The organism is Cupriavidus sp. H18C1 (genome assembly GCF_049311595.1).
Taxonomy (GTDB): domain Bacteria; phylum Pseudomonadota; class Gammaproteobacteria; order Burkholderiales; family Burkholderiaceae; genus Cupriavidus; species Cupriavidus cauae.
Genome location: NZ_CP186008.1, coordinates 1,506,803 through 1,532,851 on the forward strand (window position 1 = coordinate 1,506,803; position 26,049 = coordinate 1,532,851).

21 protein-coding genes and 3 pseudogenes are annotated in these 26,049 nt (G+C 67.3%); 12 read left to right on the top strand and 12 right to left on the bottom strand.

Annotation, left to right across the window (positions count from 1 at the left end; translation table 11 throughout):
• Nucleotides 1–260 precede the first annotated feature (260 nt).
• The 5 genes and pseudogenes from rpoH (at nt 261) to OJJOAM_RS07100 (ending at nt 6,293) form a co-directional block, all read left to right on the top strand.
• Nucleotides 261–1,157 carry an RNA polymerase sigma factor RpoH gene (gene rpoH / locus OJJOAM_RS07080; RefSeq protein WP_023263656.1) on the top strand — a complete coding sequence of 299 codons (897 nt, stop codon included), beginning with the start codon at nt 261–263 and terminating at the stop codon, nt 1,155–1,157.
• Nucleotides 1,158–1,780: 623 nt separating this feature from the next.
• Nucleotides 1,781–3,287, top strand: a pseudogene (locus tag OJJOAM_RS07085) (NCS1 family nucleobase:cation symporter-1).
• A gap of 96 nt (nt 3,288–3,383) precedes the next feature.
• Nucleotides 3,384–4,118 (top strand): aspartate/glutamate racemase family protein, encoded by a 735-nt coding sequence (locus OJJOAM_RS07090; protein ID WP_422649325.1) that lies wholly within the window; start codon nt 3,384–3,386, stop codon nt 4,116–4,118.
• Nucleotides 4,119–4,197: 79 nt separating this feature from the next.
• Nucleotides 4,198–5,190: an allantoinase PuuE gene (puuE, locus tag OJJOAM_RS07095; protein WP_422649326.1), complete on the top strand. Its 993-nt coding sequence runs from the start codon at nt 4,198–4,200 to the stop codon at nt 5,188–5,190.
• Between the two features lie 227 nt (nt 5,191–5,417).
• Nucleotides 5,418–6,293, top strand: coding sequence for a GntR family transcriptional regulator (locus OJJOAM_RS07100; protein WP_422649327.1), 876 nt, complete (start codon nt 5,418–5,420; stop codon nt 6,291–6,293).
• A gap of 111 nt (nt 6,294–6,404) precedes the next feature.
• On the opposite strand, the pseudogene OJJOAM_RS07105 reads toward OJJOAM_RS07100, so the two are convergent.
• The 5 genes and pseudogenes from OJJOAM_RS07105 to OJJOAM_RS07125 all read right to left on the bottom strand — a co-directional run bounded on the left by OJJOAM_RS07105 (nt 6,405) and on the right by OJJOAM_RS07125 (nt 10,974).
• Nucleotides 6,405–7,035 (bottom strand): annotated as a pseudogene (locus OJJOAM_RS07105) (SCO family protein).
• Between the two features lie 255 nt (nt 7,036–7,290).
• Entirely contained in the window at nt 7,291–8,232 is a 942-nt protein-coding gene (locus tag OJJOAM_RS07110) for a heme o synthase (RefSeq protein WP_422649328.1), read from the bottom strand.
• Nucleotides 8,229–9,401 (bottom strand): COX15/CtaA family protein, encoded by a 1,173-nt coding sequence (locus OJJOAM_RS07115; RefSeq protein WP_422649329.1) that lies wholly within the window; start codon nt 9,399–9,401, stop codon nt 8,229–8,231. The genes OJJOAM_RS07110 and OJJOAM_RS07115 overlap by 4 nt, the downstream gene beginning before the upstream one ends.
• Nucleotides 9,402–9,411: 10 nt before the next feature.
• On the bottom strand, nt 9,412–10,071 hold the full coding sequence (locus OJJOAM_RS07120; protein WP_422649330.1) for an SCO family protein: 660 nt from the start codon (nt 10,069–10,071) through the stop codon (nt 9,412–9,414).
• Nucleotides 10,072–10,089: 18 nt separating this feature from the next.
• Complete coding sequence (locus OJJOAM_RS07125; RefSeq protein ID WP_422649331.1) at nt 10,090–10,974, bottom strand: SURF1 family protein; 885 nt, start codon at nt 10,972–10,974, stop codon at nt 10,090–10,092.
• A gap of 105 nt (nt 10,975–11,079) precedes the next feature.
• On the opposite strand from OJJOAM_RS07125, the gene OJJOAM_RS07130 reads away from it, so the two are divergent.
• From OJJOAM_RS07130 to OJJOAM_RS07155, 6 genes are all read left to right on the top strand, one after another.
• A complete protein-coding gene (locus OJJOAM_RS07130) occupies nt 11,080–11,292 on the top strand; it encodes a twin transmembrane helix small protein (protein WP_006577163.1) in 213 nt (70 codons plus the stop codon).
• Nucleotides 11,293–11,853: 561 nt separating this feature from the next.
• Entirely contained in the window at nt 11,854–15,723 is a 3,870-nt protein-coding gene (locus tag OJJOAM_RS07135; RefSeq protein WP_422649332.1) for a nitrate reductase subunit alpha, read from the top strand.
• Nucleotides 15,720–17,246, top strand: coding sequence for a nitrate reductase subunit beta (narH, locus tag OJJOAM_RS07140; protein ID WP_422649333.1), 1,527 nt, complete (start codon nt 15,720–15,722; stop codon nt 17,244–17,246). Before OJJOAM_RS07135 ends, narH begins: the two co-directional genes overlap by 4 nt.
• Nucleotide 17,247: 1 nt before the next feature.
• Complete coding sequence (narJ, locus tag OJJOAM_RS07145) at nt 17,248–17,973, top strand: nitrate reductase molybdenum cofactor assembly chaperone (protein ID WP_422649334.1); 726 nt, start codon at nt 17,248–17,250, stop codon at nt 17,971–17,973.
• An 82-nt stretch (nt 17,974–18,055) separates the two neighbouring features.
• Nucleotides 18,056–18,739 (top strand): respiratory nitrate reductase subunit gamma, encoded by a 684-nt coding sequence (gene narI / locus OJJOAM_RS07150; protein ID WP_422649335.1) that lies wholly within the window; start codon nt 18,056–18,058, stop codon nt 18,737–18,739.
• 30 nt (nt 18,740–18,769) lie between these two features.
• Entirely contained in the window at nt 18,770–19,573 is an 804-nt protein-coding gene (locus OJJOAM_RS07155) for a peptidylprolyl isomerase (RefSeq protein WP_422649336.1), read from the top strand.
• 25 nt (nt 19,574–19,598) lie between these two features.
• Here the strand turns inward: OJJOAM_RS07155 and OJJOAM_RS07160 are convergent, their stop codons facing one another.
• Nucleotides 19,599–19,796, bottom strand: a complete 198-nt coding sequence (locus OJJOAM_RS07160; protein WP_422649653.1) for a hypothetical protein — start codon at nt 19,794–19,796, stop codon at nt 19,599–19,601.
• On the opposite strand from OJJOAM_RS07160, the pseudogene OJJOAM_RS07165 reads away from it, so the two are divergent.
• Nucleotides 19,711–20,920, top strand: a pseudogene (locus OJJOAM_RS07165) (MFS transporter). The gene OJJOAM_RS07160 and the pseudogene OJJOAM_RS07165 overlap by 86 nt on opposite strands.
• Before the next feature lie 74 nt (nt 20,921–20,994).
• Here the strand turns inward: OJJOAM_RS07165 and OJJOAM_RS07170 are convergent.
• The 6 genes from OJJOAM_RS07170 to coxB form a co-directional block, all read right to left on the bottom strand.
• Nucleotides 20,995–21,855, bottom strand: coding sequence for a cytochrome c oxidase subunit 3 (locus OJJOAM_RS07170; RefSeq protein WP_422649337.1), 861 nt, complete (start codon nt 21,853–21,855; stop codon nt 20,995–20,997).
• A gap of 113 nt (nt 21,856–21,968) precedes the next feature.
• Complete coding sequence (locus tag OJJOAM_RS07175; protein WP_422649338.1) at nt 21,969–22,184, bottom strand: DUF2970 domain-containing protein; 216 nt, start codon at nt 22,182–22,184, stop codon at nt 21,969–21,971.
• 20 nt (nt 22,185–22,204) lie between these two features.
• Nucleotides 22,205–22,831 (bottom strand): cytochrome c oxidase assembly protein, encoded by a 627-nt coding sequence (locus OJJOAM_RS07180; RefSeq protein ID WP_422649339.1) that lies wholly within the window; start codon nt 22,829–22,831, stop codon nt 22,205–22,207.
• A 21-nt stretch (nt 22,832–22,852) separates the two neighbouring features.
• On the bottom strand, nt 22,853–22,984 hold the full coding sequence (locus OJJOAM_RS07185; protein ID WP_422649340.1) for a cytochrome oxidase small assembly protein: 132 nt from the start codon (nt 22,982–22,984) through the stop codon (nt 22,853–22,855).
• A gap of 116 nt (nt 22,985–23,100) precedes the next feature.
• Nucleotides 23,101–24,705, bottom strand: coding sequence for a cytochrome c oxidase subunit I (gene ctaD / locus OJJOAM_RS07190; protein WP_422649341.1), 1,605 nt, complete (start codon nt 24,703–24,705; stop codon nt 23,101–23,103).
• Between the two features lie 39 nt (nt 24,706–24,744).
• Nucleotides 24,745–25,998, bottom strand: a complete 1,254-nt coding sequence (coxB, locus tag OJJOAM_RS07195) for a cytochrome c oxidase subunit II (protein ID WP_023263845.1) — start codon at nt 25,996–25,998, stop codon at nt 24,745–24,747.
• Nucleotides 25,999–26,049: the final 51 nt, after the last annotated feature.

The following is a 26,049-nucleotide window of genomic DNA, read 5'->3' on the forward strand; positions in this document are numbered from 1 at the left end:
CGGGCGATCACGGGGCGATTACCGGGCGACTTCCAGGCAACGTAGACTGCTATGAAACATTTTCTCCGATATCCTGGAACTATCGCCGCGAGCCGGACTCCAATTAGCACTCACCCGGATGGAGTGCTAATATGCGTTGCATTGCAGTGTGGGAAGCGCCGGCAACAACGCCGATGATGCTTCCGGCACGCGGGCACGCCGCCCGCCGGATGCGAAAGGAGCCCTGAGTGAACGCAGTCCTGTCTGCCGATTCGATCACCATGAACAACACCCTGCCGATGGTGCCCCAGCGCGCCAACAGCATGGCCCTGACCCTGCCCGCCGGGCTGGGCAATCTCGACAGCTATATCCAGGCTGTCCACCGAATTCCGATGCTCACCGCCGAGGAGGAGCAGCGGCTCGCGCGCGAGCTGCGCGACCACGACTCGGTCGAGGCCGCCCGCCGGCTGGTGATGTCCCACCTGCGTCTCGTCGTGTCGATCGCACGCCAGTATCTGGGCTACGGCCTGCCGCACGCGGACCTGATCCAGGAAGGCAATATCGGCCTGATGAAGGCCGTCAAGCGCTTCGACCCGGATCAGGGCGTGCGCCTGGTGTCGTACGCGATCCACTGGATAAAGGCGGAGATCCACGAGTACGTGCTGCGCAACTGGCGCATGGTCAAGGTCGCCACGACCAAGGCCCAGCGCAAGCTGTTCTTCAACCTGCGCAGCCACAAGCAGGGCGCCCATACCTTCACGCCGGACGAGATCGACGCGGTCGCCCGCGAGCTGAACGTCAAGCCCGAAGAAGTGATGGAGATGGAAACCCGCCTGTCGGGCGGCGACCTGGCGCTGGAGGGCCAGGTCGACGACGGCGAGGAGGAGTTCGCTCCGATCGCCTACCTGGCCGACAACCATAACGAGCCGACCCGCGTGCTCGAGGCCAAGCGCCAGGACCGGATGCAGGTGGAAGGCCTGGAGCAGGCGCTGACCAAGCTCGATCCGCGCAGCCGCCGCATCATCGAGGCGCGCTGGCTGCAGGTCAACGACGACGGCTCGGGCGGCGCCACGCTGCATGAGCTGGCCGACGAGTTCGGCGTCTCGGCCGAGCGCATCCGCCAGATCGAGTCCGCCGCGATGAAGAAGATGAAGGGCGCGCTGCAGGCGTTTGCGTGATGGACGCCGAGGCAAGCAGCAAGCCGTAAGCCGCCGGGCCCCCGCATGCGCGGGGACGGCGGCGGGAAGGGCCGGGTTCCGCAAGGACCCGGCCCTTTTCTTTGCCTCCCGCCTCCCGCCTCTCGCCTCTCGCCTCCCGTCTCTCGCCTCTCGCCTCTCGCCTCTCGCCTCCCGCCTCCCGCCTCTCGCCTCTCGCCTCTCGCCTCCCGTCTCTCGCCTCTCGCCTCTCGCCTCTCGCCTCTCGCCTCTCGCCTCTCGCCTCTCGCCTCCCGCCTCCCGCCTCCCGCCTCCCGCATCCCGCCTCCCGCCTCCCGCCTCTCGCCACCGCCTCCCGCCACCGCATTCCGCCACCACCGCCCTCCGACGCCCCCCACGCCACCCGCGCGGCCCCGCGCCGCACCCACGCGCCGCCCCTCCTCGGGGTTTGCCCGCATCCGTCCGCCGTGATGTTGACAATCACCGAGCCGTGATCTACAAATCCGTACACAACTACAAACGATTTTGTAGACAATCTTGTCTACAAAGAAATCCTGAGAGCGGATTCCCGATCCATTCGATCCACACCGCCCGCCCGGCGCGCCCGCGCGCCGGCCACCGCATGGCATCGCCTTGAGGAGACAAGCATGATGCACACCACCGCGCCTGCCGCCGCCGAGCTGCAGGACAGCGCGTCCGTCCACCATGGCAACGCGCTGATCAAGCCGTCGTACGACGAACGGCTGACCAACGAAGACCTGGCGCCGCTGAAGAAGCAGACCTGGAGCACGTACAACATCTTCGCCTTCTGGATGTCGGACGTGCACAGCGTCGGCGGCTATATCACCGCCGGCAGCCTGTTCGCGCTGGGCCTGACCAGCTGGCAGGTGCTGGCGGCGCTGCTGGTCGGCATCGTCATCGTGCAGTTCTTCTGCAACCTGGTGGCCAAGCCCAGCCAGGTCACCGGCACGCCGTATCCGGTGATCTGCCGCGCCTCGTTCGGCGTGCTCGGCGCCAACATCCCCGCGGTGATCCGTGGCCTGATCGCCGTGGCGTGGTACGGCATCCAGACCTACCTGGCCTCGTCGGCCTTCCTGGTGCTGGCGCTGCATTTCTTCCCGTCGCTGGCACCCTATGCCGACGTCAAGCTGCATGGCTTCGCCGGGCTGTCGACGCTGGGCTGGGCGGCCTTCATGACGCTGTGGGTGCTGCAGGCGCTGGTGTTCTGGACCGGCATGGAGACCATCCGCAAGTTCATCGACTGGGCCGGCCCCGCGGTCTATGTGGTGATGATCCTGCTGGCGATCTGGCTGGTGAACAAGGCGGGCTGGAGCAACGTCAGCTTCACGCTGAGCTTCGTCAAGTACAGCGGCTGGGAAGCGGTGCCGGTGATGCTGACCGCGATCGCGCTGGTGGTCTCGTACTTCTCCGGCCCGATGCTGAACTTCGGCGACTTCTCGCGCTACGCGAAGAACTTCGGCGCGGTGCGCAAGGGCAACTTCTGGGGGGCTGCCGATCAACTTCCTCGGCTTCTCGCTGCTGACCGTGATCACCACCTCGGCCACGCTGCCGGTGTTCGGCAAGCTGATCACCGATCCGGTCGAGACCGTCAGCCATATCGACAGCACCTTCGCGATGGTGCTGGGCGCGCTGACCTTCATGATCGCCACCATCGGCATCAACATCGTCGCCAACTTCGTCTCGCCGGCGTTCGACTTCTCCAACGTCTCGCCCAAGCACATCAGCTGGCGCACCGGCGGCATGATCGCCGCGGTCGGCTCGATCTTCATCACGCCCTGGAATCTGTACAACAACCCGCAGGTCATCCACTACACGCTGGACGTGCTGGGCGCCTTCATCGGGCCGCTGTTCGGCATCCTGATCTCCGACTACTACCTGGTGCGCCGCCAGCAGGTCGACGTCGACGACCTGTACACGATGCGCCCGCAAGGCAAGTACTGGTACACCCGGGGCTACAACCCGGTGGCGATCGCCACCATGATCCCGGCCGCGATCATTCCGATCCTGTGCGTGGTAGTGCCGGCCTGGCAGGGCCTGGCCAACTACAGCTGGTTCATCGGCATGGGCATCGCGCTGGTGCTGTACCGCCTGCTGGCGCGCCGCATGATGCCGCACTTCTTCGCGGCCGCCTGACGCCGCGCCACCACGACCCGACGACCAGACGACCAGACGACCTCGACGACTTCACGACCTCGACGACCCCGACGATCCGACCACCCGACGTTTGCCATGAAGCTGAAGATCATCAATCCCAATACCACGCAGAGCATGACCGACAAGATCGGCCAATGCGCCCGCACCGTGGCCTCGCCCGACACGCGCATCGTCGCGGTCAGCCCGCGCATGGGTCCCGCCTCGATCGAGAGCCACTATGACGAGGCGCTGTCGGTGCCGGGCATCCTCGAGGAGGTCCGGCTGGGCGAGGCCGATGGCGTCGACGGCTACGTGATCGCCTGCTTCGGCGATCCGGGGCTGTACGCGGCGCGGGAGATGGCGCGCGGGCCGGTGATCGGCATCGCCGAGGCCGCCATGCACATGGCCAGCCTGATCGGCACCAGTTTCAGCGTGGTCACCACGCTGGCGCGCACCTGCAATATCGCGTGGCACCTGGCCGAGCGCTACGGCATGGAACGCTTCTGCCGCAACGTGCACGCCTGCGATCTGCCGGTGCTGGAGCTCGAGCGGCCGGGCTCGGACGCGCGCCGCATCATCACCGAATCGTGCCGCCAGGCGCTGGCGCAGGACCGCAGCGACTGCATCGTGCTCGGCTGCGCCGGCATGACGGACCTGTGCGAGGAAATCTCCGAGGCGATCGGCGCGCCGGTCATCGACGGCGTGGTGTCGGCGGTCAAGATGGTCGAGTCGCTGGTCGCGATCCGCCTGCGCACGAGCAAGCGCGGCGACTGGGCCAGGCCCTTGCCGAAGGCCTACGCCGGCATGCTGGCGCCGTTCGCGATCAACTGAGGCGCCGCCTTCATCGATTTCCGCTTACCGCAGACCATGTCCACTTCGCTCTCCCCTTCCCGCTCGCCGGCCGGCGCCGATGCCGGCCAACCCCTATCCCCGCGACCTGATCGGGTACGGCGCGCAGCCGCCGCATGCCCGCTGGCCCGGCGGCGCCCGCGTGGCGCTGCAGTTCGTGCTCAATTACGAGGAAGGCGGCGAGAACTGCGTGCTGCACGGCGACGCGGCCTCCGAGCAGTTCCTCTCCGAGATCGTCGGCGCGGCGGCCTACCCCGACCGCCACATGAGCATGGAGAGCATCTACGAATACGGCTCGCGCGCCGGCGTCTGGCGCATCCTGCGCGAGTTCGAGCAGCGCGGCCTGCCACTGACCATCTTCGGCGTGTCGATGGCCCTGCAGCGCCATCCCGAGCTGACCCGCGCCTTCGTCGAGCTGGGCCACGAGATCGCCTGCCACGGCTGGCGCTGGATCCATTACCAGAACATCGACGAGGCCACCGAGCGCGAGCACATGCGCATCGCGATGCAGATCATCCGCGAGCTGACCGGCAGCGCGCCGCTGGGCTGGTACACCGGCCGCGACAGCCCCAACACGCGGCGCCTGGTGGTCGAGCACGGCGGCTTCGTCTACGACTCGGACTACTACGGCGACGACCTGCCGTTCTGGACCGAGGTGCAGACGAGCAACGGCGAAACGAAGCCGCATCTGGTGGTGCCCTACACGCTGGACTCGAACGACATGCGCTTTGCCACGCCGCAGGGCTTCAACACCGGCGAGCAGTTCTTCCAGTACCTGAAGGACGCCTTCGACGTGCTGTACGCCGAGGGCGATCCGCAGGGCCTGAACCAGCCGAAGATGCTGTCGATCGGCATGCATTGCCGGCTGCTCGGGCGGCCCGGGCGTTTCCGCGCGCTGCAGCGTTTTCTCGATTACGTGCAGTCGCACGACAAGGTCTGGATCGCGCGCCGGATCGACATCGCGCGGCACTGGATCGAGACCCATCCCCATCCGGGATCGGCGCGTGCGCCGATGGCGACGGCCGTACAGGGCGATCTGTCGCTGGCGCTCTGAAGGGGCGGTGCGGATGGCTGGATGGCACGCGGCGCGGACGACCGGATGGCACGCTGCTGCGCGGATGGCTCGACGGCACGCTGTGCGCATCGTCGCGGTGCCGGGCCCGATCCTTCCATCGGTGCGCGCGCCCGGCGGCGTTTCGGACCGGTGCCGCGCGCTTTGTGTACGATATGCGGATCGTTCGTCGCCAATCGCGGTGACAAAGTCCACCGCGCATCGTCACAATGTCATCACTTCGCAAGCCGACCGGCGGCAAGACGGCCGCCGCCTCGGCGCCCACGCCGGCCGCCCGCAAGAACGCCGCCGGCAAACCCGCCGCCCGCAGGACGGCCTCCCGCGGCGCTTCGCCGGCTGAGGACGCGCACAGCATGGACGCCGCCGAGGCCGCCGCTGCCAACGCCGCCGACGGCCCGGAGAACGGCACCGCCGAGGCTTCGGCCACCGAGGCGATCTATCTGAGCCTGCTGTCGGCCATCATGGAACACCGGCTGCTGGCCGGCACCAAGCTGGTCGAGGAGCGGCTGTGCGAGGTCACCGGGGCCAGCCGCGCCCGCATCCGCCAGGTGTTCGCCCGGCTCGCGCACGAGAAGCTGGTGACGCTGGTGCCGAACCGCGGCGCCTTCATCGCCAGCCCGACGGTCGAGGAAGCGCATCAGGTGTTCCAGACGCGCCAGGTCATCGAGCCCGAACTGGCCGCCACGCTGGCGCGCCAAGCGACGCCGGCCAAGGTCCGCAGCCTGCAGCGGCACGCGCAGGAGGAGGACGCGGCGCGCGCGCGCGGCGACCGCGCCGCGGTGATCCGGCTATCGGGGGAATTCCACATCCTGCTGGCGGAAATGGCGGGCAACGCCATCCTGGAGAAGGTCATCCGCGAGATGGTCTCGCTGACCTGCCTGATCATCACGCTGTACGACCGGCCCGGCGCGCCGGCCTGCCCGGAGCACGAGCACCGCGAGCTGATCGCGGCGATCGAGAAGCGCGACGAGGCCGCGGCCCGCGCGGTGATGCGCGAGCATCTGGAGCACATCGAAGGATCGCTGGACCTGACGGTGACCGAGGCCGGGGCACCGGACTTCTACAGCATCTTCAACAAGGGCTGAGCTCGCCGTACCGAGGACTCGGGACGCAAGCATGCGAGACCTGAGGGCTCGGGTCCTGAGGACTCCGGAGGTGAGGATTCAGGACCTGAGCCCTCGGGTCGATCGAGGCGCTCAGGACAGCAGCTGCTTCATGTCCTTGACGATCGGCTCGGTCCCCTGGCCATGGCGGATGAACAGCCGCAGCCGCCCTTCCGGATCGAACACATAGCTGCCGGCCGAATGGTCGACCGTATAGTTGCCCGGCGCGCTGCCGGGCACCTTGGCGTAGAACACCTTGAAGTCCTTGGTCAGCTGGCGCAGCGATCGCCTCGTCGGCGGGCCGCATGCCGAGGAAGCGCGGATCGAAGGCCGGCACGTACTGGGCCAGCAGCGCCTGCGTGTCGCGCTCCGGGTCAACAGTGATGAACAGCACCTGCACGCGGTCGGCGTCGGGGCCGAGCTGCTCCATCACGGTCTTCCACTCGACCATCGTGGTCGGGCAGACGTCCGGGCAATGGGTGTAGCCGAAGAACATCACCACCGCCTTGCCCTTGAAGTCCGCCAGCGTGCGCTGCTTGCCGGTGTGGTCGGTCAGCTTGAAGTCCTTGCCGAATTCGCTGCCGCCGGTCACGTCGATATTCTGGAAGGTCGGCTTCTGCTGGCCGCAGGCGGCCAGGCCCAGCGCCAGCAGCGCGACCAGCAGGAAGCGCCGCAGGTTGGCCAGCAAGGGGAAGACGGACGAGGAAAACGAGGCGGTGCGCATGGTATCGGTTCGGTTTGGGCTTGTCGGCCACTTGTTGGCGGCTTAGGCGGCTTATTGGCGCTTATTGGCGCTTATTGGCGGCTTCGCTGGTGCTTATCGCAACTGATCGGCGGCTTCGTTTGCGGCCTGTCGGCGCTTGTCTGCGTGTGCCGGGGCCTGAGGTGGCGCGGCAGGCGCGCCGGCGGCAGCGGCTAGTATCGCCGATCGCGGCGCACCGGGCGGTGGCCGCGACATCTTGTCGCGGCCCGGCCGCCATCACGCCTGCGGCACGAACTTGAAGTAGTGGTCGATCAGCAGCGCGGCGAACAGCAGCGACAGATAGAGGATCGAGAAGCGGAAGGTGCGCTGCGCCAGCGCGTCCGAGTACTGTCGGTACAGCTTCCCCGCGTAGGCAAGGAAGATGCCGCCCAGCACCAGCGCCGCCGCCAGATAGATGTAGCCGCTCATGCCGTAGACGAAGGGCAGCAGCGTGGCCGCGATCATCACCAGCGTGTACAGCAGGATGTGCAGCAGCGTGAAGCGCTCGCCGTGCGTGATCGGCAGCATCGGCAGGCCCGACTTCGCATAGTCCGCGCGGCGGTACAGCGCCAGCGCCCAGAAGTGCGGCGGGGTCCAGGTGAAGATGATCAGCACCAGGAACCAGGCCTCGGCGGGCACGTCTCCGGCCACCGCGGCCCAGCCCAGCGCGGGCGGCATCGCGCCCGACAGGCCGCCGATCACGATGTTCTGCGGCGTGGCCGGCTTGAGCAGGATCGTGTAGACCACCGCATAGCCGACGAAGGTGGCAAAGGTCAGCCACATCGTCAGGTCGTTGGTGAACACGTGCAGCAGCCACATGCCGGCGCCGCCCAGCACCAGCGAGAACACCAGGATCTGGCTGGTGCCGATTTCGCCGGTGGCCGACGGGCGCCACGCGGTGCGGCGCATCAGCGCGTCGACCTTCTGCTCGACCAGGCAGTTGATCGCGAAGGCGCCGGCGGCCAGCAGCCAGATGCCGGCGGCGCCGCCGATCAGCACGCGCCACGGCACCATGCCGGGCGTGGCGAGGAACATGCCGATGATGGCGCAGAAGACCGCCAGCTGCGTCACGCGCGGCTTGGTCAGCGCGGCGTACTGGCGGGCGAGGTGGCGCAGCCGGCTGGGCGGTTGCTGGGTCTGGGTAGCGGTGGTGGCCACGGGAGCTGTCTTGTCTTTCATGAGGCGCGCGCCGTGTCGGCCGGGCGGTTTGCGCCGGCGGCATCGGGAGCCGGGGCGTCAGGGGCGGCAGCGGGGGCGCGATCGAATGAACCGGGGGCCGCGGCGGTGGCGGCACGGGTCGCGAGCCCTATATTGTAATTGAGCCTGACCAACAGCATCAGCAGCACCGCCGCGCCGCCATTATGGGCGACTGCCGGCAAAAGCGGCCAATCCAGCACGATGTTCGACAAACCGGTCGCCAACTGCAGTACCAGCACCGCCAGCAGCCAGTGCGAGGCCCGCGCCAGCGGCGCGAAATGGCGGGTGCGCAGCGCGAACCAGGCCAGATAGCCCAGCACGACCACCGCGAAGCCGCGGTGCACCCAGTGGATCGCCACCAGCGCCGAGTGCGGGATGTAGTCGCCGTCGGCCGTCATGCCCAGCTGCCGCCACAGCGTGAAGCCATGGCGGAAGTCCATCTCCGGGATCCATTGCCCATTGCACAGCGGGAAGTCGGTGCACGCCAGCACCGCGTAATTGGTGCTGACCCAGCCGCCGAGGAAGATCTGGATCACCAGCAGCGCCAGCGCGATCCGTCCCGGCCAGCGCAGGCCGGCTGCCGCCGGCGCGATCGTGCGCGGCGGGTCGCTGCGCGAGCCCAGCCAGATCAGCGCCGCCAGCAGCGCCATGCCCAGCAGCAGATGGGTCACCACGATGATCGGCTGCAGCTTCATGGTCACCGTGAAGGCGCCGAACGCGCCCTGCACGCACACCAGCAGCAGCACGCCGGTGGCGAACCACGGCGACTGCTTCAGCTCGCGGCGCTTGCTCCAGGCCAGCACCACCAGCGCGATGATCAGCACGCCGACCGCCATGGCGAAGTAGCGGTGCAGCATCTCGATCCAGGCCTTGGCCCAGGTCACCGGCCCGCTCGGCAGCGCCGTTTCGGCCGCGCGAATGTGCTCGACGGCGGCATACGGGTTCGAATGGCCGTAGCAGCCGGGCCAGTCGGGGCAGCCCAGGCCCGAGTCGGTCAGCCGGGTGAAGCTGCCGAACATGATCAGGTCCAGCGTCAGGAAGGCGGTGATCCAGACCAGCTTGCGGTATTTGTCGCGGCTGCCGCGGGCCAGCACGTAGCTGAGCGGCAGCAGCGCCAGCAGCAGGCCGATCAGGGCGAGTTGAGTCAGCATGGGCCCTCCATCAGCCGATGCGGTTGTACTTGAGCAGGCGGCTGAGGTCCGAATGCACCTTCTTCGGGTCCGGGTCCTTCGGGAACCGCATCATCAGATTGCCGAGCGGATCGACCAGATACAACGTCGCCTCGACGGCCTGCCCTTCCGCCGGCGGCAGCCAGCCGCGGATCTGCTCGCGGTCCATGCGCAGGAAGCGCACGCCGGCATAGGGCTCGTTGTAGGCCGCCGTCAGGCGCGGATCGATCGGCCCGTCGTCGCTGACCAGCCAGACCGGCACGATGCGCTCGCGCTCCTTGCCCTGGCCGGCCCGGATCTGCCGGATCGTGAACAGCCGCTTCGCGCAGGCCTCGTCGCAGGCGGCGCTGTCGGTCGACACCAGCAGCCATTTGCCCTTGAAGTCCTGCAGCGGCACCGGCTGGCCGCGTTCGTCGGTCACGCGCACGGCCGGCGCCGGGCGCTGCGGCTCGATCAGCGTGCCGTAGTTGGTCTGCCCGCCGGCCGGCCGGAACACGTAGTAGGTCAGATACGAGGCGATGACCGGCGAGGCGCAGACCAGCAGCAGCAACAGCATCTGGATCCGGCCCCGGCGCGTGCGGGCATCGATGCGCGGATCGCTGCGGGAGTCTTGCGGCGCGGCCGGCTTGGCCGTGGCGGGATCGGAAGGCATGGATAGTCGTTGGAGTGATTAATCGTCGTGGCGGGCACCGCGCGTGGGGGCCGTGGCCGTGGCCCCGCCGGCATCCGCGGGCATGGCGAGCCGCCGGGCACGCCGCCACGTCAGCGCCACCAGCAATACCAGCGTCAGCGCGGCCAGACCATACCACTGAAAGGCATAGCCGTAGTGGCGCTCGACGCCGAGGTCGGCGCTGGCCCAGTCGCGCGCCAGGCCATCGCCGGTGTCGCTGCGCTGCTGCAGCACGAAGGGCTGCAGGGGCGTACCCAGTTCGGTGGCGAAGGCGTCCAGGTCCAGGTTCTGCCGGATGCGTTCGCCGCGCTGGGCATCGGGGCCGCCGAGCTGATAGACCTTGGGCACATCGGCCAGTGCCACGCCCTGCAGCGTCACCGTGCCCTCGGGCGTCGGAAACGGCGCGATGCGGGTGCGGTCCTGCGCATCGCGCGGCAGCCAGCCGCGCAGCACCAGCACGGCGCGGGGGGCATGCGTGCCAGTACCAGTGCCAGTGCTGCTGCCGGTGCCGGTGCCGGCGTGCGTGCCGGCGTGCGTGCCGTCGAGCCCCGTAGCGTCGTCGGGCCGCAGCGGTGTCAGCACCAGGAAACCGGAGCGGCTGTCCTGCCCGTTGCCGTGCGGACGGTTTTCCAGCAGCACGGTGTGGGCCGGATCGAACCGGCCGCGCACGACCACCTTGCGCGAGACCAGATCAAGCGCGGGCAGCGGCGGCGGCGCCGTGCCGATCCGCAGCGGCGGCGCCTCGGCCAGCGCGCGCAGCCGCTCGGCGCGCGCGATCTTGTCGTGCGCCCGGCCCAGCTGCCAGTTGCCGAGCGCACAGGTCACCGCGATGACGACCAGCGCCGCCACCGTGGGCACGGGGCTCAGGGCGCGCAGCAGCTTCATCGCGGGAACGGCGGGAAGGGCCGGAGCGGCTGCAAGGGCCGCGGCGCCGGGAACGGCCGCGGAGACCCGGTGCGATAATGGCGCACCATTGCCCCGACCGCCGCCATGCGCATCGTCATCGTCATTGCCTTCATCCTGATCGTCTCCAGCCTGGCCTCCGCCCTGTTCTTCATGATGCGTGACCGCGGCAAGTCGAGCGCGCATATGGTCCGTTCGCTGACGGTTCGTGTCGGGCTGTCGATCGCGCTGTTCCTGTTCATCCTGTTCTCGTACTGGATGGGATGGATCGAAAGCACGGGCATCCGCACGGGGCCGTAGCACCGGGCCCCTTCGACAGCCGGACAAAAAAGCAAGCGCCGCAGGGATGGGATTCCTGCGGCGCTTGCTTTTTGGACTGGCAGGCAACGCACGGCGATGCCCGCATTCTAAAGGATCGGCCGCAGCGGCCGCGCCGCAGGGTCTTTTCCACCGCGCCGGCGCACTCCACCTCCCACAGGCCACGCTCGCCACAAGCTGACCACCGCGCGATGCCCGTGCATCACAATCCAAAAATATTTACCTAAAAACGCGCCGCGTAATTCGCCATTCTTGATTCTGATCAAAAGAAGATTTGATTCCGTTTTTGCCGATCGAGTGGCATGTTAATGTGGCTTCGCGAATCTTCCATTTCGCCTTCACTCGACAATACCAATAGCCGCCCCACGAATTGTGACCTGTCGGAGCGCGTGCGTCCGCACGTGCGGGACGGCTGTGGCCGCTGTCATTCCGGGTTCGCGCTGAAGCGGCCTGGATTGCGCCATTGCCCATGCGCGACACGCTGGATTGCCGCGCCGGATTGAATTCTCCCGCAGCCGACAGGCGGGATCGATCGGAGCCGTCATGAGCCATTTCCTCGATCGCTTGCGTTTCTTTTCCGCCGAGCGCACCGCATTTTCAAATGGTCATGGTGCCGTCACGGACGAAGACAGAAAATGGGAAGACGGTTATCGCCAGCGCTGGCAGCATGACAAAATCGTGCGCTCAACGCATGGCGTCAATTGCACCGGTTCCTGTTCCTGGAAAATCTATGTCAAGGGCGGCATCGTGACATGGGAAACCCAGCAGACCGACTATCCGCGTACCCGTCCCGATCTCCCCAATCACGAACCGCGCGGCTGTTCCCGCGGCGCCTCCTATTCCTGGTACCTCTATAGCGCCAACCGGCTCAAATATCCGCTGGTGCGCAGCGCGCTCGTCAGGCTCTGGCGCGAACGGCGCCAGTCGATGGGGCCGGTCGAGGCCTGGGCCTCGATCGTCGACGACCCGGATGCGCGGCGCGGCTATCAGTCGCGCCGGGGCCTCGGCGGCTTCGTCCGTTCGAGCTGGGACGAGGTCAACGAGATCGTCGCCGCCGCCAATGTCCACACCATCGCCCGCCACGGCCCGGATCGCGTGGTCGGCTTCTCGCCGATCCCGGCGATGTCGATGGTGTCCTACGCCGCCGGCGCGCGCTATCTGTCGCTGCTGGGCGGCGTCTGCCTGAGCTTCTACGACTGGTATTGCGACCTGCCGCCGGCCTCGCCGCAGACCTGGGGCGAGCAGACCGACGTGCCCGAATCGGCCGACTGGTACAACTCGACCTTTATCGTGATGTGGGGCTCGAACGTGCCGCAGACGCGCACGCCCGACGCCCACTTCATGACCGAGGTGCGCTATCGCGGCACCAAGGTGGTATCGATCTTCCCCGATTATTCGGAAGGCGCGAAGTTCGGCGACATCTGGCTGCATCCCAAGCAGGGCACCGACGCGGCCCTGGCGCTGGCGATGGGCCACGTGGTGCTGAAGGAATTCCATCTGGCGCCCGGCCGCAGCGACTACTTCCTCGATTACTGCCGCCGCTATACCGACATGCCGTGCCTGGTCCGGCTGGTGCCGCATGGCGACGGCTATGTGCCGGAGCGGCTGGTGCGCGCCGCCGATTTCGACGACGCCCTCGGGCAGTCCAATCGGCCCGAGTGGAAGACCGTGATGATCGACGAGACCACCGGCCGCGTCGTGGTGCCACCCGGTTCCGCCGGATTTCGCTGGGGCCAGCAGCAGGACGGCAAGCCGGCCGACGACGCGGGCAAGTGGAACCTGCGCATGGAAAGCGCCGACGGCACGCCGATCGTGCCGCGGCTGTCGCTGGCGCAGGCGCACGACGAGGTGGTCGACGTGCAGTTCCCCTACTTCGGCAACGTCCCGCATCCGCACTTTGCCAATACCGGCCACGCCTCGGTGCTGTCACGCCGGATCGGCGCGCGCCGCATCGCCACACGCAGCGGCGACATGCTGGTCGCCACGGTCTACGACCTGTTCATCGCCAACTATGGCCTGGACCAGGGACTGGGCGGCCGCGATGTCGCCGCCTCGTACGACGACGACCTCCCCTACACGCCGGCATGGCAGGAGGCGATCACCGGCGTCAGGCGTGCCGACGTGATCAACGTCGCGCGGCAGTTCGCCGAGAACGCGCACAAGACCGAGGGCAAGTCGATGGTGATCCTCGGCGCGGGGCTGAACCACTGGTTCCATATGGACATGTCCTACCGCGCGATCATCAACCTGCTGATCATGTGCGGCTGCGTCGGCAAGTCGGGCGGCGGCTGGTCGCACTACGTCGGCCAGGAAAAGCTGCGTCCGCAGACCGGCTGGACGCCGCTGTCGTTCGGCCTGGACTGGTACCGCCCGCCCCGGCAGATGAACGCGACCTCGTTCTTCTATGCGCATACCGACCAGTGGCGCTACGACCCGATGGACCCCGGCGCGCTGCTGTCGCCGCTGGCCGACCGGTCGCAGTTCCACGGCGCGCCGATCGACTACAACGTGCGCGCCGAACGGATGGGATGGCTGCCGTCCGCGCCGCAGTTGCTGCAGAACCCGCTGGAGCTCGGCCGCGAGCTGGGCCGCGCGCTGGGCCACGAGTCCGGCCGCCAACCTGCCGATCCGGCCGCTGCCGCCAGCGCCGTCGCTGACGGCCTGAAGTCCGGCGCGCTGCGCATGGCCTGCGAGGACCCCGACGATCCGCGCGCCTTCCCGCGCAATCTGTTCGTCTGGCGCTCGAACCTGCTGGGCTCGTCCGGCAAGGGGCACGAATACTTTCTCAAGCATCTGCTGGGTACCACGCACGGCGTGCAGGGCGAGCAGATCGGCGAGGGACGCCATGGCGAGGTGCCGCGCCCGGAAGAGGTGAAGTGGCACGAGCACGCGCCCGAGGGCAAGCTGGACCTGCTGGTGACGCTGGATTTCCGCATGTCGACCACCTGCATGTACTCCGACGTCGTGCTGCCGACCGCGACGTGGTACGAGAAGGACGACATGAACACGTCCGACATGCACCCGTTCATTCATCCGCTGTCGGCGGCAGTCGATCCGGCCTGGCAATCGAAGAGCGACTGGGAGATCTTCAAGGGCATCGCGAAGCGTTTCTCCGAACTCGCGCAGGGCCACCTCGGCGTCGAGCGCGACGTGGTGCTGTCGCCGATCGGCAAGGACACGCCGGCGGAGCTGGCCCAGCCCTTCGACGTCCGCGACTGGAAGCGCGGCGAGTGCGAGCCGCAGCCGGGCCGCACCATGCCGTCGGTGACCGTGGTCGAGCGCAACTATCCGGCCACCTATCGCCGCTTCACCTCGCTGGGGCCGCTGATGGACAAGCTGGGCAACGGCGGCAAGGGCATCGGCTGGAATACCGAGGACGAAGTCAGGTGGCTGGGCGAGCTCAACGACCGCACGCCCGGGCCCGACAGCGGCGATCCGCAAGCCAGCGATGCGGGCCACGCCGGCCCGCGGCCGCGCATCGATTCGGCGATCGACGCCGCCGAGGTGATCCTGTCGCTGGCGCCGGAGACCAATGGCGCGGTCGCGGTCAAGGCATGGAAGGCGCTGTCGGCGCTGACCGGCATCGACCATACCCATCTGGCGCAGGCGCGCGCGGACGAGCGCATCCGCTTTCGCGACATCCAGGCGCAGCCGCGCAAGATCATCTCGTCGCCGACCTGGAGCGGCATCGAGTCCGAGCACGTGTCGTACAACGCCTGCTACACCAATGTGCACGAGCTGATTCCATGGCGCACGCTGACCGGGCGCCAGCAGCTGTACCAGGACCATGCGTGGATGCGCGCGTTCGGCGAATCGCTGTGCGTCTACAAGCCGCCGATCGACACCGGCAGCTACGCGGGCATGGTCGGCACGCGCTCGAACGGCAATCCCGAGATCGTGCTGAACTTCATCACGCCGCACCAGAAGTGGGGCATCCACAGTACCTACACCGACAATCTGCTGATGCTGACGCTGTCGCGCGGCGGCCCGATCGTGTGGATCGCCGAGGACGACGCCAGGCAGGTCGGCATCGTCGATAACGACTGGATCGAGTGCTACAACGCCAACGGCGCGCTGTGCGCGCGGGCCGTGGTCAGCCAGCGGGTGCCGCGCGGCATGGTGATGATGTACCACGCGCAGGAGAAGATCGTGAACACGCCGGGGTCGGAGATCACCGGCGGGCGCGGCGGCATCCACAACTCGGTGACGCGGGTCTCGCTGAAGCCGACCCACATGATCGGCGGCTACGCGCAGCTGTCGTACGGCTTCAACTACTACGGCACCGTCGGCGCCAACCGCGACGAATTCCTGATCGTGCGCAAGATGCGGCGCGTGGACTGGCTCGACGATGCGCAGCCCGATCCGGTCAATCCGGCCACCGAACACAAGATCCGCGAAGGAGAGGCCCGATGAAAGTGCGCGCACAGATCGCGATGGTGCTGAACCTGGACAAATGCATCGGCTGCCATACCTGCTCGGTGACCTGCAAGAACGTCTGGACCAGCCGCGAGGGCATGGAATACGCGTGGTTCAACAACGTCGAAACCAAGCCCGGCATCGGCTACCCGAAGGACTGGGAGAACCAGCAGCGCTGGCGCGGCGGCTGGACCCGCAAGGCCAACGGCCGGCTGGAGCCGCGCCTGGGCAGCAAGTGGCGGATCCTGGCGCAGATCTTCGCCAATCCGCGCCTGCCCGAGATCGACGACTACTACGAGCCCTTCACCTTCGACTACGCGCATCTGCAGGACGCCGGCGACAGCCGCGCGATGCCGGTGGCACGGCCGCGCTCGCTGATCAGCGGCGAGCGGCTGGAGAAGATCGAATGGGGCCCGAACTGGGAAGAGATCCTCGGCGGCGAATTCGAGAAGCGCGCGCAGGACTACAACTTCGAGCAGGTGCAGAAGGACATCTACGGCCAGTTCGAGAACACCTTCATGATGTACCTGCCGCGCCTGTGCGAGCACTGCCTGAATCCCGCCTGCGTGGCGGCGTGTCCCTCGGGCTCGATCTACAAGCGCGAGGAAGACGGCATCGTGCTGGTCGACCAGGACAAATGCCGCGGCTGGCGCATGTGCGTGTCCGGCTGTCCCTACAAGAAGATCTACTTCAACTGGCATAGCGGCAAGGCGGAGAAATGCATCTTCTGCTATCCGCGCATCGAGGCGGGCGAGCCGACCGTCTGCTCGGAGACCTGCGTCGGCCGCATCCGCTATCTCGGTGTGCTGCTGTACGACGCCGATCGCATCCAGCAAGCGGCGAGCGTCGAGTCGGAACAGGACCTGTATGCCGCGCAGCTGTCGCTGTTCCTCGATCCCAACGATCCGGCGGTGGCCGCGCAGGCCGAGCGCGACGGCGTGCCGGCCAGCTGGATCGAGGGCGCGCGCAAGTCGCCGGTCTACAAGATGGCGATCGACTGGAAGATCGCCTTTCCGCTGCATCCGGAATACCGCACGCTGCCGATGGTCTGGTACGTGCCGCCGCTGTCGCCGATCAACGCAGCCGCCAACAGCGGCGACCTCGGCATCAACGGCTATCTGCCCGACGTCGGCTCGCTGCGCATTCCGCTGCGCTACCTGGCCAACCTGCTGACCGCGGGCGACGAGGCGCCGGTCAAGCTCGCGCTGGAGCGGCTGCTGGCGATGCGCGCCTATATGCGCGCGCGCCATGTCGACGGCATCGACGCGCCGGGCGTGCTGGCGCAGGCGGGGCTGAACGTCGGACAGGTCGAGCAGATGTACCGCTACCTGGCGATCGCCAACTACGAGGACCGCTTCGTCATCCCGACCTCGCACCGCGAATACGCCGAGGATGCCTTCGACCTGCGCTCTTCGTGCGGCTTCTCCTTCGGCAACGGCTGCTCGGACGGCCGCTCCGAGACCAGCCTGTTCAGCACGAAGAAGGGCAACCGCAAGATCCCGATCCGCCAGGAGTTCTGACATGTTCGCCGACGTCTTCTCGCGCGCCGCCGGCCCCTCGCCGGCCACCTTCACGCTGCTGTCGGTGCTGCTCGACTATCCCGAGGCTGCGCTGCGCGACGCGGTACCGGAGGCGCGCCGGCGCGTCGCCGACGATCGCTCGCTGCCGCGCGACAGCCGCGCCGACCTCGAACGCTTCCTCGACTACCTGGCCTCGCGCGAGCCGCTGACGCTGCAGGAGAACTATGTCGCGCTGTTCGATCGCGGCCGCGCGACCTCGCTGCATCTGTTCGAACACGTGCACGGCGAATCGCGCGATCGCGGACAGGCGATGGTCGACCTGCTGCAGATGTACGAGCGGCACGGCCTGCGGCTGCAGCCCGGCCACCTGCCCGACTACCTGCCGGTCTTCCTCGAATACCTGTCGCGGCTGCCGGCTGCCGAGGCGGTGGCGCTGCTGGCGGAGACCGGCGAGATCCTGCAGTCGATCGCGACGCAGCTGGCGCAGCGGCGCAGCCACTACGCGCTGCTGCTGGGCACGCTGCTGCGGATGATCGGCGAGCGGCCGCCGGCGGTCACGCTGCCCGACGCGTCGGCAGCGGACGGCGACGACGCCGCGCGGGTGCCCAGCACGGCGGACTACCGCGAGCTCGATGCCGCCTACGCCGACGAGCCGGTGCGCTTTGTCGGCGCGGGCCAGCCCGCCGCCGAGCCGGTCCGCTTCTACGACAAGCGGCCCACGCGCTGATATCCGGACATCCAGACACGCAAACACCGGAACATCCGATCACCCGATCACCCGAACATCCGATTCCGCACGGAGGGCCGCCATGACGCACTACCTGCATACGTTCCTGTTTGGCATCTACCCGTATATCTGCCTGGTGGTGCTGCTGCTCGGCAGCCTGATCCGCTTCGACCGCGAGCAGTACACGTGGAAAAGCGACACCTCGCAGCTGCTGCGGCATCGCTCGCTGCAGATCGGCAGCAATCTGTTCCACTGGGGCGTCCTGGTGGTCGTGATCGGGCATTTCGTCGGCTTCCTGGCGCCGCACTGGCTGGTGTCGCCCTTCCTGTCGGCATCGGGCCATCAGCTGCTGGCCATGGTCGGCGGCGGCGCGGCCGGCGTGGTGGCGATCGTGGGCCTGTCGATCCTGATCTGGCGGCGGCTGTTCGATGTACGGATCCGCCGCAACAGCCGTATCTCGGACATCGTGATCGTGCTGATGCTGTGGGTGCAGCTGGCCCTGGGGCTGTGGACCGTGGTGCTGTCGATGCGGCATATGGACGGCGTGCTGTTCGAATCGCTGACCAGCTACGTCAAGGGCATCGTGACGTTCCAGCCCGGCGCCGCCGACATGCTGCGCGGCGTGCCGCTGACCTACCAACTGCATATCCTGCTCGGCTTCACGCTGTTCCTGGTGTCGCCGTTCACGCGGATGATTCATATCTGGAGCGGCATGGGCACGGTCGCCTATCTGGTTCGGCCGTTCCAGCTGGTGCGCAAGCGCTGAACGCGGCGTTTCGAGAAGGAGGACATCGCCATGAACGATGCGGCAATCGAAGGCATCGAAGCGATCGCGCCCGCCAGCGTCAACGGCGTCGCGATCGGCGCCGAGGCGATCCGCGAGGAGAGCCGGCTGTACCGGGACGAGCCCGATGCGATCGGCAGCGCCCGGCGCGCGCTGGCGCTCCGCGAACTGCTGCGGCAACGCGCCGTGGCGCTGGGGATGGTCGACGCCAGGGCCGAGCTCGACGACGCCGCGGTCGATGCGCTGGTCGACGCGCTGATCGCGCGCGAGGTCAGCGTGCCGGTGCCGACCGAGGCGGATTGCCGGCGCTACTACGACGGCCATCCGGCGCGGTTCCGGCGCAACGAGATCGTCTACGCGAGCCATATCCTGTTCGCGGTCACCGGCGGCGGCGCGCTGGCGCCGGTTCGGCACCACGCCGAGCAGACCCTGCGACGCCTGCTGTCGGAGCCCGAGGCCTTCGAAGCGGCGGCGCGCGAGATGTCGAATTGCCCGTCGGCCGGCGTCGGCGGCAGCCTGGGCCAGCTGCTGCGCGGCGACAGCGTGCCGGAGTTCGAGCAGGCCGTGTTCGACGGCGAGGCGCTGGGCGTGCTGCCGAGCCTGGTCCGCACGCGGTTCGGCTTTCATATCGTGCGGATCGAGCGACGCGTGCCCGGCGACGCAGTGCCCTTCGACGAGGCCAGCGCCGAAATCGCTCACTTTCTCGGCGAGCGCGTGCGGCACAAGGCGATCCAGCAGTACATCGCGATCCTGGCCGCGCAGGCCAGCATCGTCGGCGTGGCGCTCGGCGAGGCCAATGGCCCGCTGGTGCAGTAGCGCCGCTCCCATCGATCCGAACCTCCTAGGGAGAACGACATGAGGAGAACGACATGAGCTCGGCGGCGAACGTGACGGCGGTCGGCGGCGGCGCCAGGGTGTCCGCGCAGGCTTGGTCGGTGCTGGTCGCCAGCACGCTGGCCTTCATGGTCTGCTTCGTGGTGTGGATGATGTTCGGCGTCATCGGCGTGCCGCTGCGCGACGAGCTGGGCCTGAACAGCACGCAGTTCGGCCTGCTGACGTCGACCCCGGTGCTGACCGGCGCGCTGATGCGCCTGCCGCTGGGGGCCTGGACCGACCGTTTCGGCGGCCGCGTCGTGATGACGGTGCTGCTGGCGGTCTGCGCGCTGCCGGTGTTCGCGGTCAGCTACGCCACCGCGCTGTGGCAGTTCCTGCTGATCGGGCTGTTCCTCGGCTGCGTGGGCGCGTCGTTCGCGGTAGGCACGCCGTACGTGGCGCGCTTCTTCCCGGCCGAGAAGCGCGGCTTCGCGATGGGCTTCTTCGGCGCCGGCACGGTCGGCGCGGCGGTGAACCTGTTCGTCACGCCGGCGCTGCAGCAGGCCTACGGCTGGCGTGCCGTGCCGCGCGTCTACGCGGTGGCGCTGCTGGTCACCGCGGTGCTGTTCTGGCTGGCCTCCGCGCGCGACCCGGGCGCGGGCAAGCAGGGCGGCTCGTGGACCGAATCGTTCAAGGTACTGCGCGATCCCCGGGTCTGGCGGCTGTGCCAGTACTACTCGATCACCTTCGGCGGCTTCACCGCGCTGTCGCTGTGGATTCCGCAGTATCTGCAGGGGCAGTACGGCATGACGCTGGTGGTGGCGGCCGCCTTCGCGGCGGGATTCTCGCTGCCGGGCTCGGTGCTGCGCGCGGTCGGCGGGCTGCTGGCCGATCGGGTCGGCGCGCACAGCGTCACGTGGTGGGGGGCTGTGGGTCGCGTGGATCTGCCTGTTCCTGCTGTCGTATCCGCCGACCGACTTCACGATCCACACCATCGACGGTCCGCTGACGATCGCGCTGCATACGCCGATGGCCGCCTTCGTCGTGCTGACCTTCGTGCTGGGCGCGGTGTTCGCCTTCGGCATGGCGTCGACGTTCAAGTATGTCGCCGACGATTTCGCGGCGAATATGGGCGTGGTGACCGGCATTGTCGGGCTGGCCGGCGGCGTCGGCGGCTTCCTGCTGCCGATCCTGTTCGGCGCGCTGCTGGACCTGACGCGGGTGCGCTCGAGCTGCTTCATGCTGCTCTACGGCATCGTCTGGGTGTCGCTGATCCTGATCTATTTCGCCGAGGTGCGGCGCACACCCGTGATCGGGACCGGGGCCGCGGTGCGGGCCGGCGCCGCCTGAATCGAAACGGCCGCGGCAAAGGAAACGGGGGCGCGATGCGCCCCCGTTTTCCGTTCCTTCGAACCGGTGTCCGCTTACAGCCAGTACACCACGACGTAGAGGAACAGCCAGACCACGTCGACGAAGTGCCAGTACCAGGCGGCGCCTTCGAAGGCGAAGTGATGGTCCGGCGTGAAATGCCCCTTGAGCACGCGGATCAGCACCACCGTCAGCATGATCGCGCCCATCGTCACGTGGAAGCCGTGGAAGCCGGTCAGCAGGAAGAAGGTCGAGCCGTAGATGCCCGAGGTCAGCTTCAGGTTCAGGTCGCTGTAGGCGTGCATGTATTCATAGACCTGGAAGCCCATGAAGACCGCGCCCAGCAGGATGGTCAGCACCAGGCCCTGCACCACCTGGCTGCGCTTGCCGGCCAGCAGCGCGTGGTGTGCCCAGGTCAGCGTGACGCCCGACATCAGCAGCAGCGCCGTGTTGATGGTCGGGATCGGCCACGGGCCCATCGCCTCGTACGGCTCGACCGTGCCGGCCGGACCGGCGTTCGGCCACACCGCGGCGAAATCGGGCCACAGGATCTTGTTGTTCAGGTCGCCCAGCCACGGCATCGTGTAGACGCGGGCGTAGAACAGCGCGCCGAAGAAGGCGCCGAAGAACATCACCTCGGAGAAGATGAACCAGCCCATCGACCAGCGGTACGAGATGTCGATGCGGCGGCCGTACATGCCCCCTTCCGACTCGCCGATCGCGTCGCCGAACCAGCTCTTGAGCACGAACAGGAACCACAGGATGCCCAGCACGCAGACATAGGGCGCCCACGGCTGCCCGTTGACCCACCCTGCCGCGCCGGCGGCGGTGGCCAGCAGGCCGAGGCTCGCCGTGATCGGATGGCGCGACGGGCCCGGTACGAAGTAGTACGGAGCGTTTGCGCGATTCGCACTCATTCTGTTTTCTCCAGCTCAGATCTCTGATTCATCGTTATACGCCGGCTGCCCGAGGGCGGACGACGCTCTGTCTTCTGTCTTCTTTGCCTGTTCCGGCCGACCTGCCTGCTCGCCTATCCGCCAACCACCAGGCGGACGATGCCAATCAGCACCAACACCAGGATCACGGCACCGAGCACGCCGGCGACGATCACATGGATCGGGTTCAGGTTCGCCATGTCGCGATCGTGTTCCGCGCCCTTGCGCAGGCCGATGAACGACCAGAACACCGCGCGCAACGTCTGCCAGAACGACATCTTGCGTTTGACCGCGTCCTTCAACTCGTCCATGGCAGCCCTCCTCTACTGCGTCAGCTGCCGGCGCTGGCCGGCGGCTGGTCGAGATGGCCCTGCGGCGCGGGCGCCATCGGCGTGCCGATCTCGAAGAATGTGTACGACAAGGTGATGTTCTCGACGTCCTTGGGCAAGTCCGGGTCGATCACGAACACCACCGGCATCTCGCGCGATTCCTTCGCTTTCAGCGTCTGCTGCTGGAAGCAGAAGCACTCGAGCTTCTTGAAATACTGGGTGGCCTGCTTCGGCGCGTAGCTCGGAATGGCCTGCGCCGAGATATCGCGGGTCTGCCCGTTGGCGACCTCGTAGACGATGGTCGCCATCTCGCCGGGATGGACCTGCATGCTGCTCTTGACCGGACGGAACGCGAACGGGCCGCGGGCGTTGGAATCGAACTCCACCGTGATCGTGCGGCTGGTGTCGACCTGCGTGTTCTGGCTGACCTTGCCGGCGCTGGCGCCGTAGAGCTCGCGCGTGGTGACGACGTTGATGCCGGTGATCTCGCAGATCTTCTTGTACAGCGGCACCAGCGCATAGCCGAAGGCGAACATCACGCCCACGATCACCAGAAGCCGCAGCATCATGCCGCGGTTGTAGCGCTTGTCCTCGACGTCGCCGGTCGGGGCCGGCTGCTTCGTGCTCATCTCGATACCTTGCAGCGGGACTCAGCCAAGCCAGGTCATCTTCGCGAAGAAACCCAAAAAGAAGACCAGCACGATCGACAGCAGGATCAGGCCGAGACGGCGATTGGCGGCCTTGCGATCGGTCGGCGATGGGCTTTCGTTTGGATGCTGCATCGAATTCTCGGATAGGTGATGGCCGCTGCGGGCTGGAGGGGCCGGTGCGGCCGGTGCGGCGGCATCGGGGGCGGGGCGCGGACCTTGCGGCCCGCCGCCCCGCCTGCCGGATGCCGTTACCGGACCTGCGGCGGCACCTCGAAGGTGTGGAACGGCGCCGGCGACGGCACGGTCCACTCCAGGCCTTCGGCGCCTTCCCACGGCTTGTCGGCGGCCACTTCGCCTCCGCGGTACGACGGCAGCACCACGAAGAAGAAGAAATACACCTGCATCAGGCCGAAGCCCAGCGCGCCCAGCGACGAGATCGCGTTGAAGTCCGCGAACTGGATCGCGTAGTCCGCATAGCGGCGCGGCATGCCCGCCAGCCCGAGGAAGTGCATCGGGAAGAAGGCGATGTTGAAGAAGATGATCGAACCCCAGAAGTGGACCTTGCCGCGGGTTTCGTTGTACATGAACCCGCTCCACTTCGGACCCCAGTAGTAGAAGCCCGCGAACAGCGCGAACAGCGAGCCGGCCACCAGCACATAGTGGAAGTGCGCCACGATGAAGTAGGTGTCCTGGATCTGGATGTCGATCGGTGCCACCGCCGGGATCAGGCCGGTGAAGCCGCCGATGGTGAACACGAAGATGAAGCCGATCGCGAACAGCATCGGGGTCTCGAAGGTCATCGAGCCCTTCCACATGGTGGCGATCCAGTTGAAGATCTTCACGGCCGTCGGCACCGCGATCAGCATCGTCGCGTACATGAAGAACAGCTGGCCGGTCACCGGCATGCCGGTGGTGAACATGTGGTGCGCCCAGACGATGAACGACAGGATCGCGATCGAGGCGGTCGCGTAGACCATCGAGCTGTAGCCGAACAGGCGCTTGCGGGCGAAGGCCGGCACCACCTGCGAGATGATCCCGAATGCCGGCAGGATCATGATGTAGACCTCGGGGTGGCCGAAGAACCAGAAGATATGCTGGTACATCACCGGGTCGCCGCCGCCGGCCGCCGAGAAGAAGCTGGTGCCGAAGTGGCGGTCGGTCAGGACCATGGTGATGGCGCCCGCCAGCACCGGCATCACGGCGATCAGCAGGTAGGCGGTGATCAGCCAGGTCCAGCAGAACATCGGCATCTTCATCAGCGTCATGCCCGGCGCGCGCATGTTCAGGATGGTGACGATGATGTTGATCGAACCCATGATCGACGACGCGCCCATGATGTGCATGGCGAAGATCGCCATGTCCATGCCCGGGCCCATCTGCACCGACAGCGGCGCGTACAGCGTCCAGCCGGCGGCGGTGGCGCCGCCCGGCACGAAGAACGACAGCGCCAGCAGCAGCGCGGCGGGCGGCATCAGCCAGAAGCTGAAGTTGTTCATCCGCGCGAACGCCATGTCCGAGGCGCCGATCTGCAGCGGGATCATCCAGTTCGCGAAGCCGACGAAGGCCGGCATGATGGCGCCGAACACCATCACCAGGCCGTGCATCGTGGTGAACTGGTTGAACAGCTCGGGGCGGAAGAACTGCAGGCCCGGCTCGAACAGCTCCAGGCGGATCAGCAGCGCCAGCACGCCGCCCGAGATCAGCATCGTGAAGGAGAACAGCAGGTACAGCGTGCCGATGTCCTTGTGGTTGGTGGCAAACAGCCAGCGGCGCCAGCCATGCGGATGATCGTGGTGTTCGTCATGCGCGTGGTCGTGCGGATGGGCGAGTGCGTCCGGGGTAGCAGTACTCATCGCGAAAACTCCTGAAATCCTGTTCTAACGTCCACGCGCTCAGCTCGCGGCGCCCTGGGCGCCCGCGCTGGCTTGCTCTGCGGCGGGCTTGGCGTCCGCCGGTGCGCCTTGCGCCGACTTGGCGCCGCCGCCCTCGGGGAACTTGCCTGCACGCGCATTGACGAAGTCGGCCGGCTGGATGACCTCGCCGGTCTTGTTGCTCCAGACGTTGCGGGTGTAGGTCATCACCGCGGCGAGCTCGGTATCGGACAGCTGCTTCCATGACGGCATGCCGCCCTTGCCCTCGAGCAGAATGTGCATCTGGTCGGCCTGCGGGCCGTTGACCACCTTCGAGCCGTCCAGCGCCGGGAAGGCGCCGGCGCCCTTGCCGTTGGGCTGGTGGCAGACCGCGCAGTTGGCGGCGTAGACCTTCTCGCCGCGCACCTTCAGCTCGTCCAGGGTCCAGGTCTTGTTGGGATCGTCGGCCGCGGCGGCCATCGCCTTCTTCTTCTCGTCGACCCACTTGGTGTACTCGGCGTCGGTCACGACGCGCACCACGATCGGCATGAAGGCGTGTTCCTTGCCGCACAGCTCGGCGCACTGACCGCGGTAGACGCCGGTCTTCTCGGCGCGGAACCAGGTGTCGCGCACGAAGCCGGGAATCGCATCCTGCTTGACGCCGAAGGCCGGGATCATCCACGCGTGGATCACGTCGTTGGCGGTCGTGACGATGCGGATCTTCTTGTTGACCGGCACCACCATCTCGTTGTCCACCTCCATCAGGTAGGTGTTCGACTTGGGTGCCTCGTTGTTGATCTGCTCGCGCGGGGTGGTCAGGGTGGACACGAAGGAGATGCCCTCGCCCTCACCCTTCAGGTAGTCGTAGCCCCACTTCCACTGGTAGCCGGTGGCCTTGATGGTGATGTCGGAGTTGGTGGTGTCCTTCATCGCCACCACGGTCTTGGTCGCGGGCAGCGCCATGCCGATCACGATCAGGAACGGGATGATGGTCCAGACGACTTCGACGGTGATGCTTTCGTGGAAGGAGGCCGGCTTGGAGCCCTTGGCCTTGCGGTGCGTGAAGATGGAATAGAACATCACGCTGAACACCGCGATGAAGATCACCGTGCAGATGATCAGCATCATCCAGTTCAGCCAGTGAATCTGCTCGGCGATCTTGGTGACCGGCTCGGTCAGGTTCAGCTGGCGCACGGCGGGACCGCCCGGCATGTCTTCGACAGCGAGGGCTGCCTGGCTGGCGAGCAGGGACGCGCCTGCCAGACACGCTGCGGATGCCTTCTTCCACATTTTCATTTGTTGTCTCTACCCAAATTACAGATTCGAATCTGCCCCTCGCTCCCAACC

What these genes read in the sequence shown, in the direction of transcription:
- narH (WP_422649333.1), top strand. Translation starts at nt 15,720, where the DNA reads ATGAAAGTGCGCGCACAGATCGCGATGGTGCTGAACCTGGACAAATGC.
- OJJOAM_RS07130 (WP_006577163.1), top strand. Translation starts at nt 11,080, where the DNA reads ATGCGCATCGTCATCGTCATTGCCTTCATCCTGATCGTCTCCAGCCTG.
- OJJOAM_RS07100 (WP_422649327.1), top strand. Translation starts at nt 5,418, where the DNA reads ATGTCATCACTTCGCAAGCCGACCGGCGGCAAGACGGCCGCCGCCTCG.
- OJJOAM_RS07155 (WP_422649336.1), top strand. Translation starts at nt 18,770, where the DNA reads ATGAACGATGCGGCAATCGAAGGCATCGAAGCGATCGCGCCCGCCAGC.
- OJJOAM_RS07180 (WP_422649339.1), bottom strand. Translation starts at nt 22,831, where the DNA reads ATGAGCACGAAGCAGCCGGCCCCGACCGGCGACGTCGAGGACAAGCGC.
- OJJOAM_RS07135 (WP_422649332.1), top strand. Translation starts at nt 11,854, where the DNA reads ATGAGCCATTTCCTCGATCGCTTGCGTTTCTTTTCCGCCGAGCGCACC.
- puuE (WP_422649326.1), top strand. Translation starts at nt 4,198, where the DNA reads ATGCCGGCCAACCCCTATCCCCGCGACCTGATCGGGTACGGCGCGCAG.
- narJ (WP_422649334.1), top strand. Translation starts at nt 17,248, where the DNA reads ATGTTCGCCGACGTCTTCTCGCGCGCCGCCGGCCCCTCGCCGGCCACC.
- OJJOAM_RS07175 (WP_422649338.1), bottom strand. Translation starts at nt 22,184, where the DNA reads ATGGACGAGTTGAAGGACGCGGTCAAACGCAAGATGTCGTTCTGGCAG.
- OJJOAM_RS07110 (WP_422649328.1), bottom strand. Translation starts at nt 8,232, where the DNA reads ATGAAAGACAAGACAGCTCCCGTGGCCACCACCGCTACCCAGACCCAG.
- OJJOAM_RS07170 (WP_422649337.1), bottom strand. Translation starts at nt 21,855, where the DNA reads ATGAGTGCGAATCGCGCAAACGCTCCGTACTACTTCGTACCGGGCCCG.
- OJJOAM_RS07115 (WP_422649329.1), bottom strand. Translation starts at nt 9,401, where the DNA reads ATGCTGACTCAACTCGCCCTGATCGGCCTGCTGCTGGCGCTGCTGCCG.
- OJJOAM_RS07090 (WP_422649325.1), top strand. Translation starts at nt 3,384, where the DNA reads ATGAAGCTGAAGATCATCAATCCCAATACCACGCAGAGCATGACCGAC.
- ctaD (WP_422649341.1), bottom strand. Translation starts at nt 24,705, where the DNA reads ATGAGTACTGCTACCCCGGACGCACTCGCCCATCCGCACGACCACGCG.
- OJJOAM_RS07120 (WP_422649330.1), bottom strand. Translation starts at nt 10,071, where the DNA reads ATGCCTTCCGATCCCGCCACGGCCAAGCCGGCCGCGCCGCAAGACTCC.
- coxB (WP_023263845.1), bottom strand. Translation starts at nt 25,998, where the DNA reads ATGAAAATGTGGAAGAAGGCATCCGCAGCGTGTCTGGCAGGCGCGTCC.
- OJJOAM_RS07185 (WP_422649340.1), bottom strand. Translation starts at nt 22,984, where the DNA reads ATGCAGCATCCAAACGAAAGCCCATCGCCGACCGATCGCAAGGCCGCC.
- narI (WP_422649335.1), top strand. Translation starts at nt 18,056, where the DNA reads ATGACGCACTACCTGCATACGTTCCTGTTTGGCATCTACCCGTATATC.
- OJJOAM_RS07125 (WP_422649331.1), bottom strand. Translation starts at nt 10,974, where the DNA reads ATGAAGCTGCTGCGCGCCCTGAGCCCCGTGCCCACGGTGGCGGCGCTG.
- rpoH (WP_023263656.1), top strand. Translation starts at nt 261, where the DNA reads ATGAACAACACCCTGCCGATGGTGCCCCAGCGCGCCAACAGCATGGCC.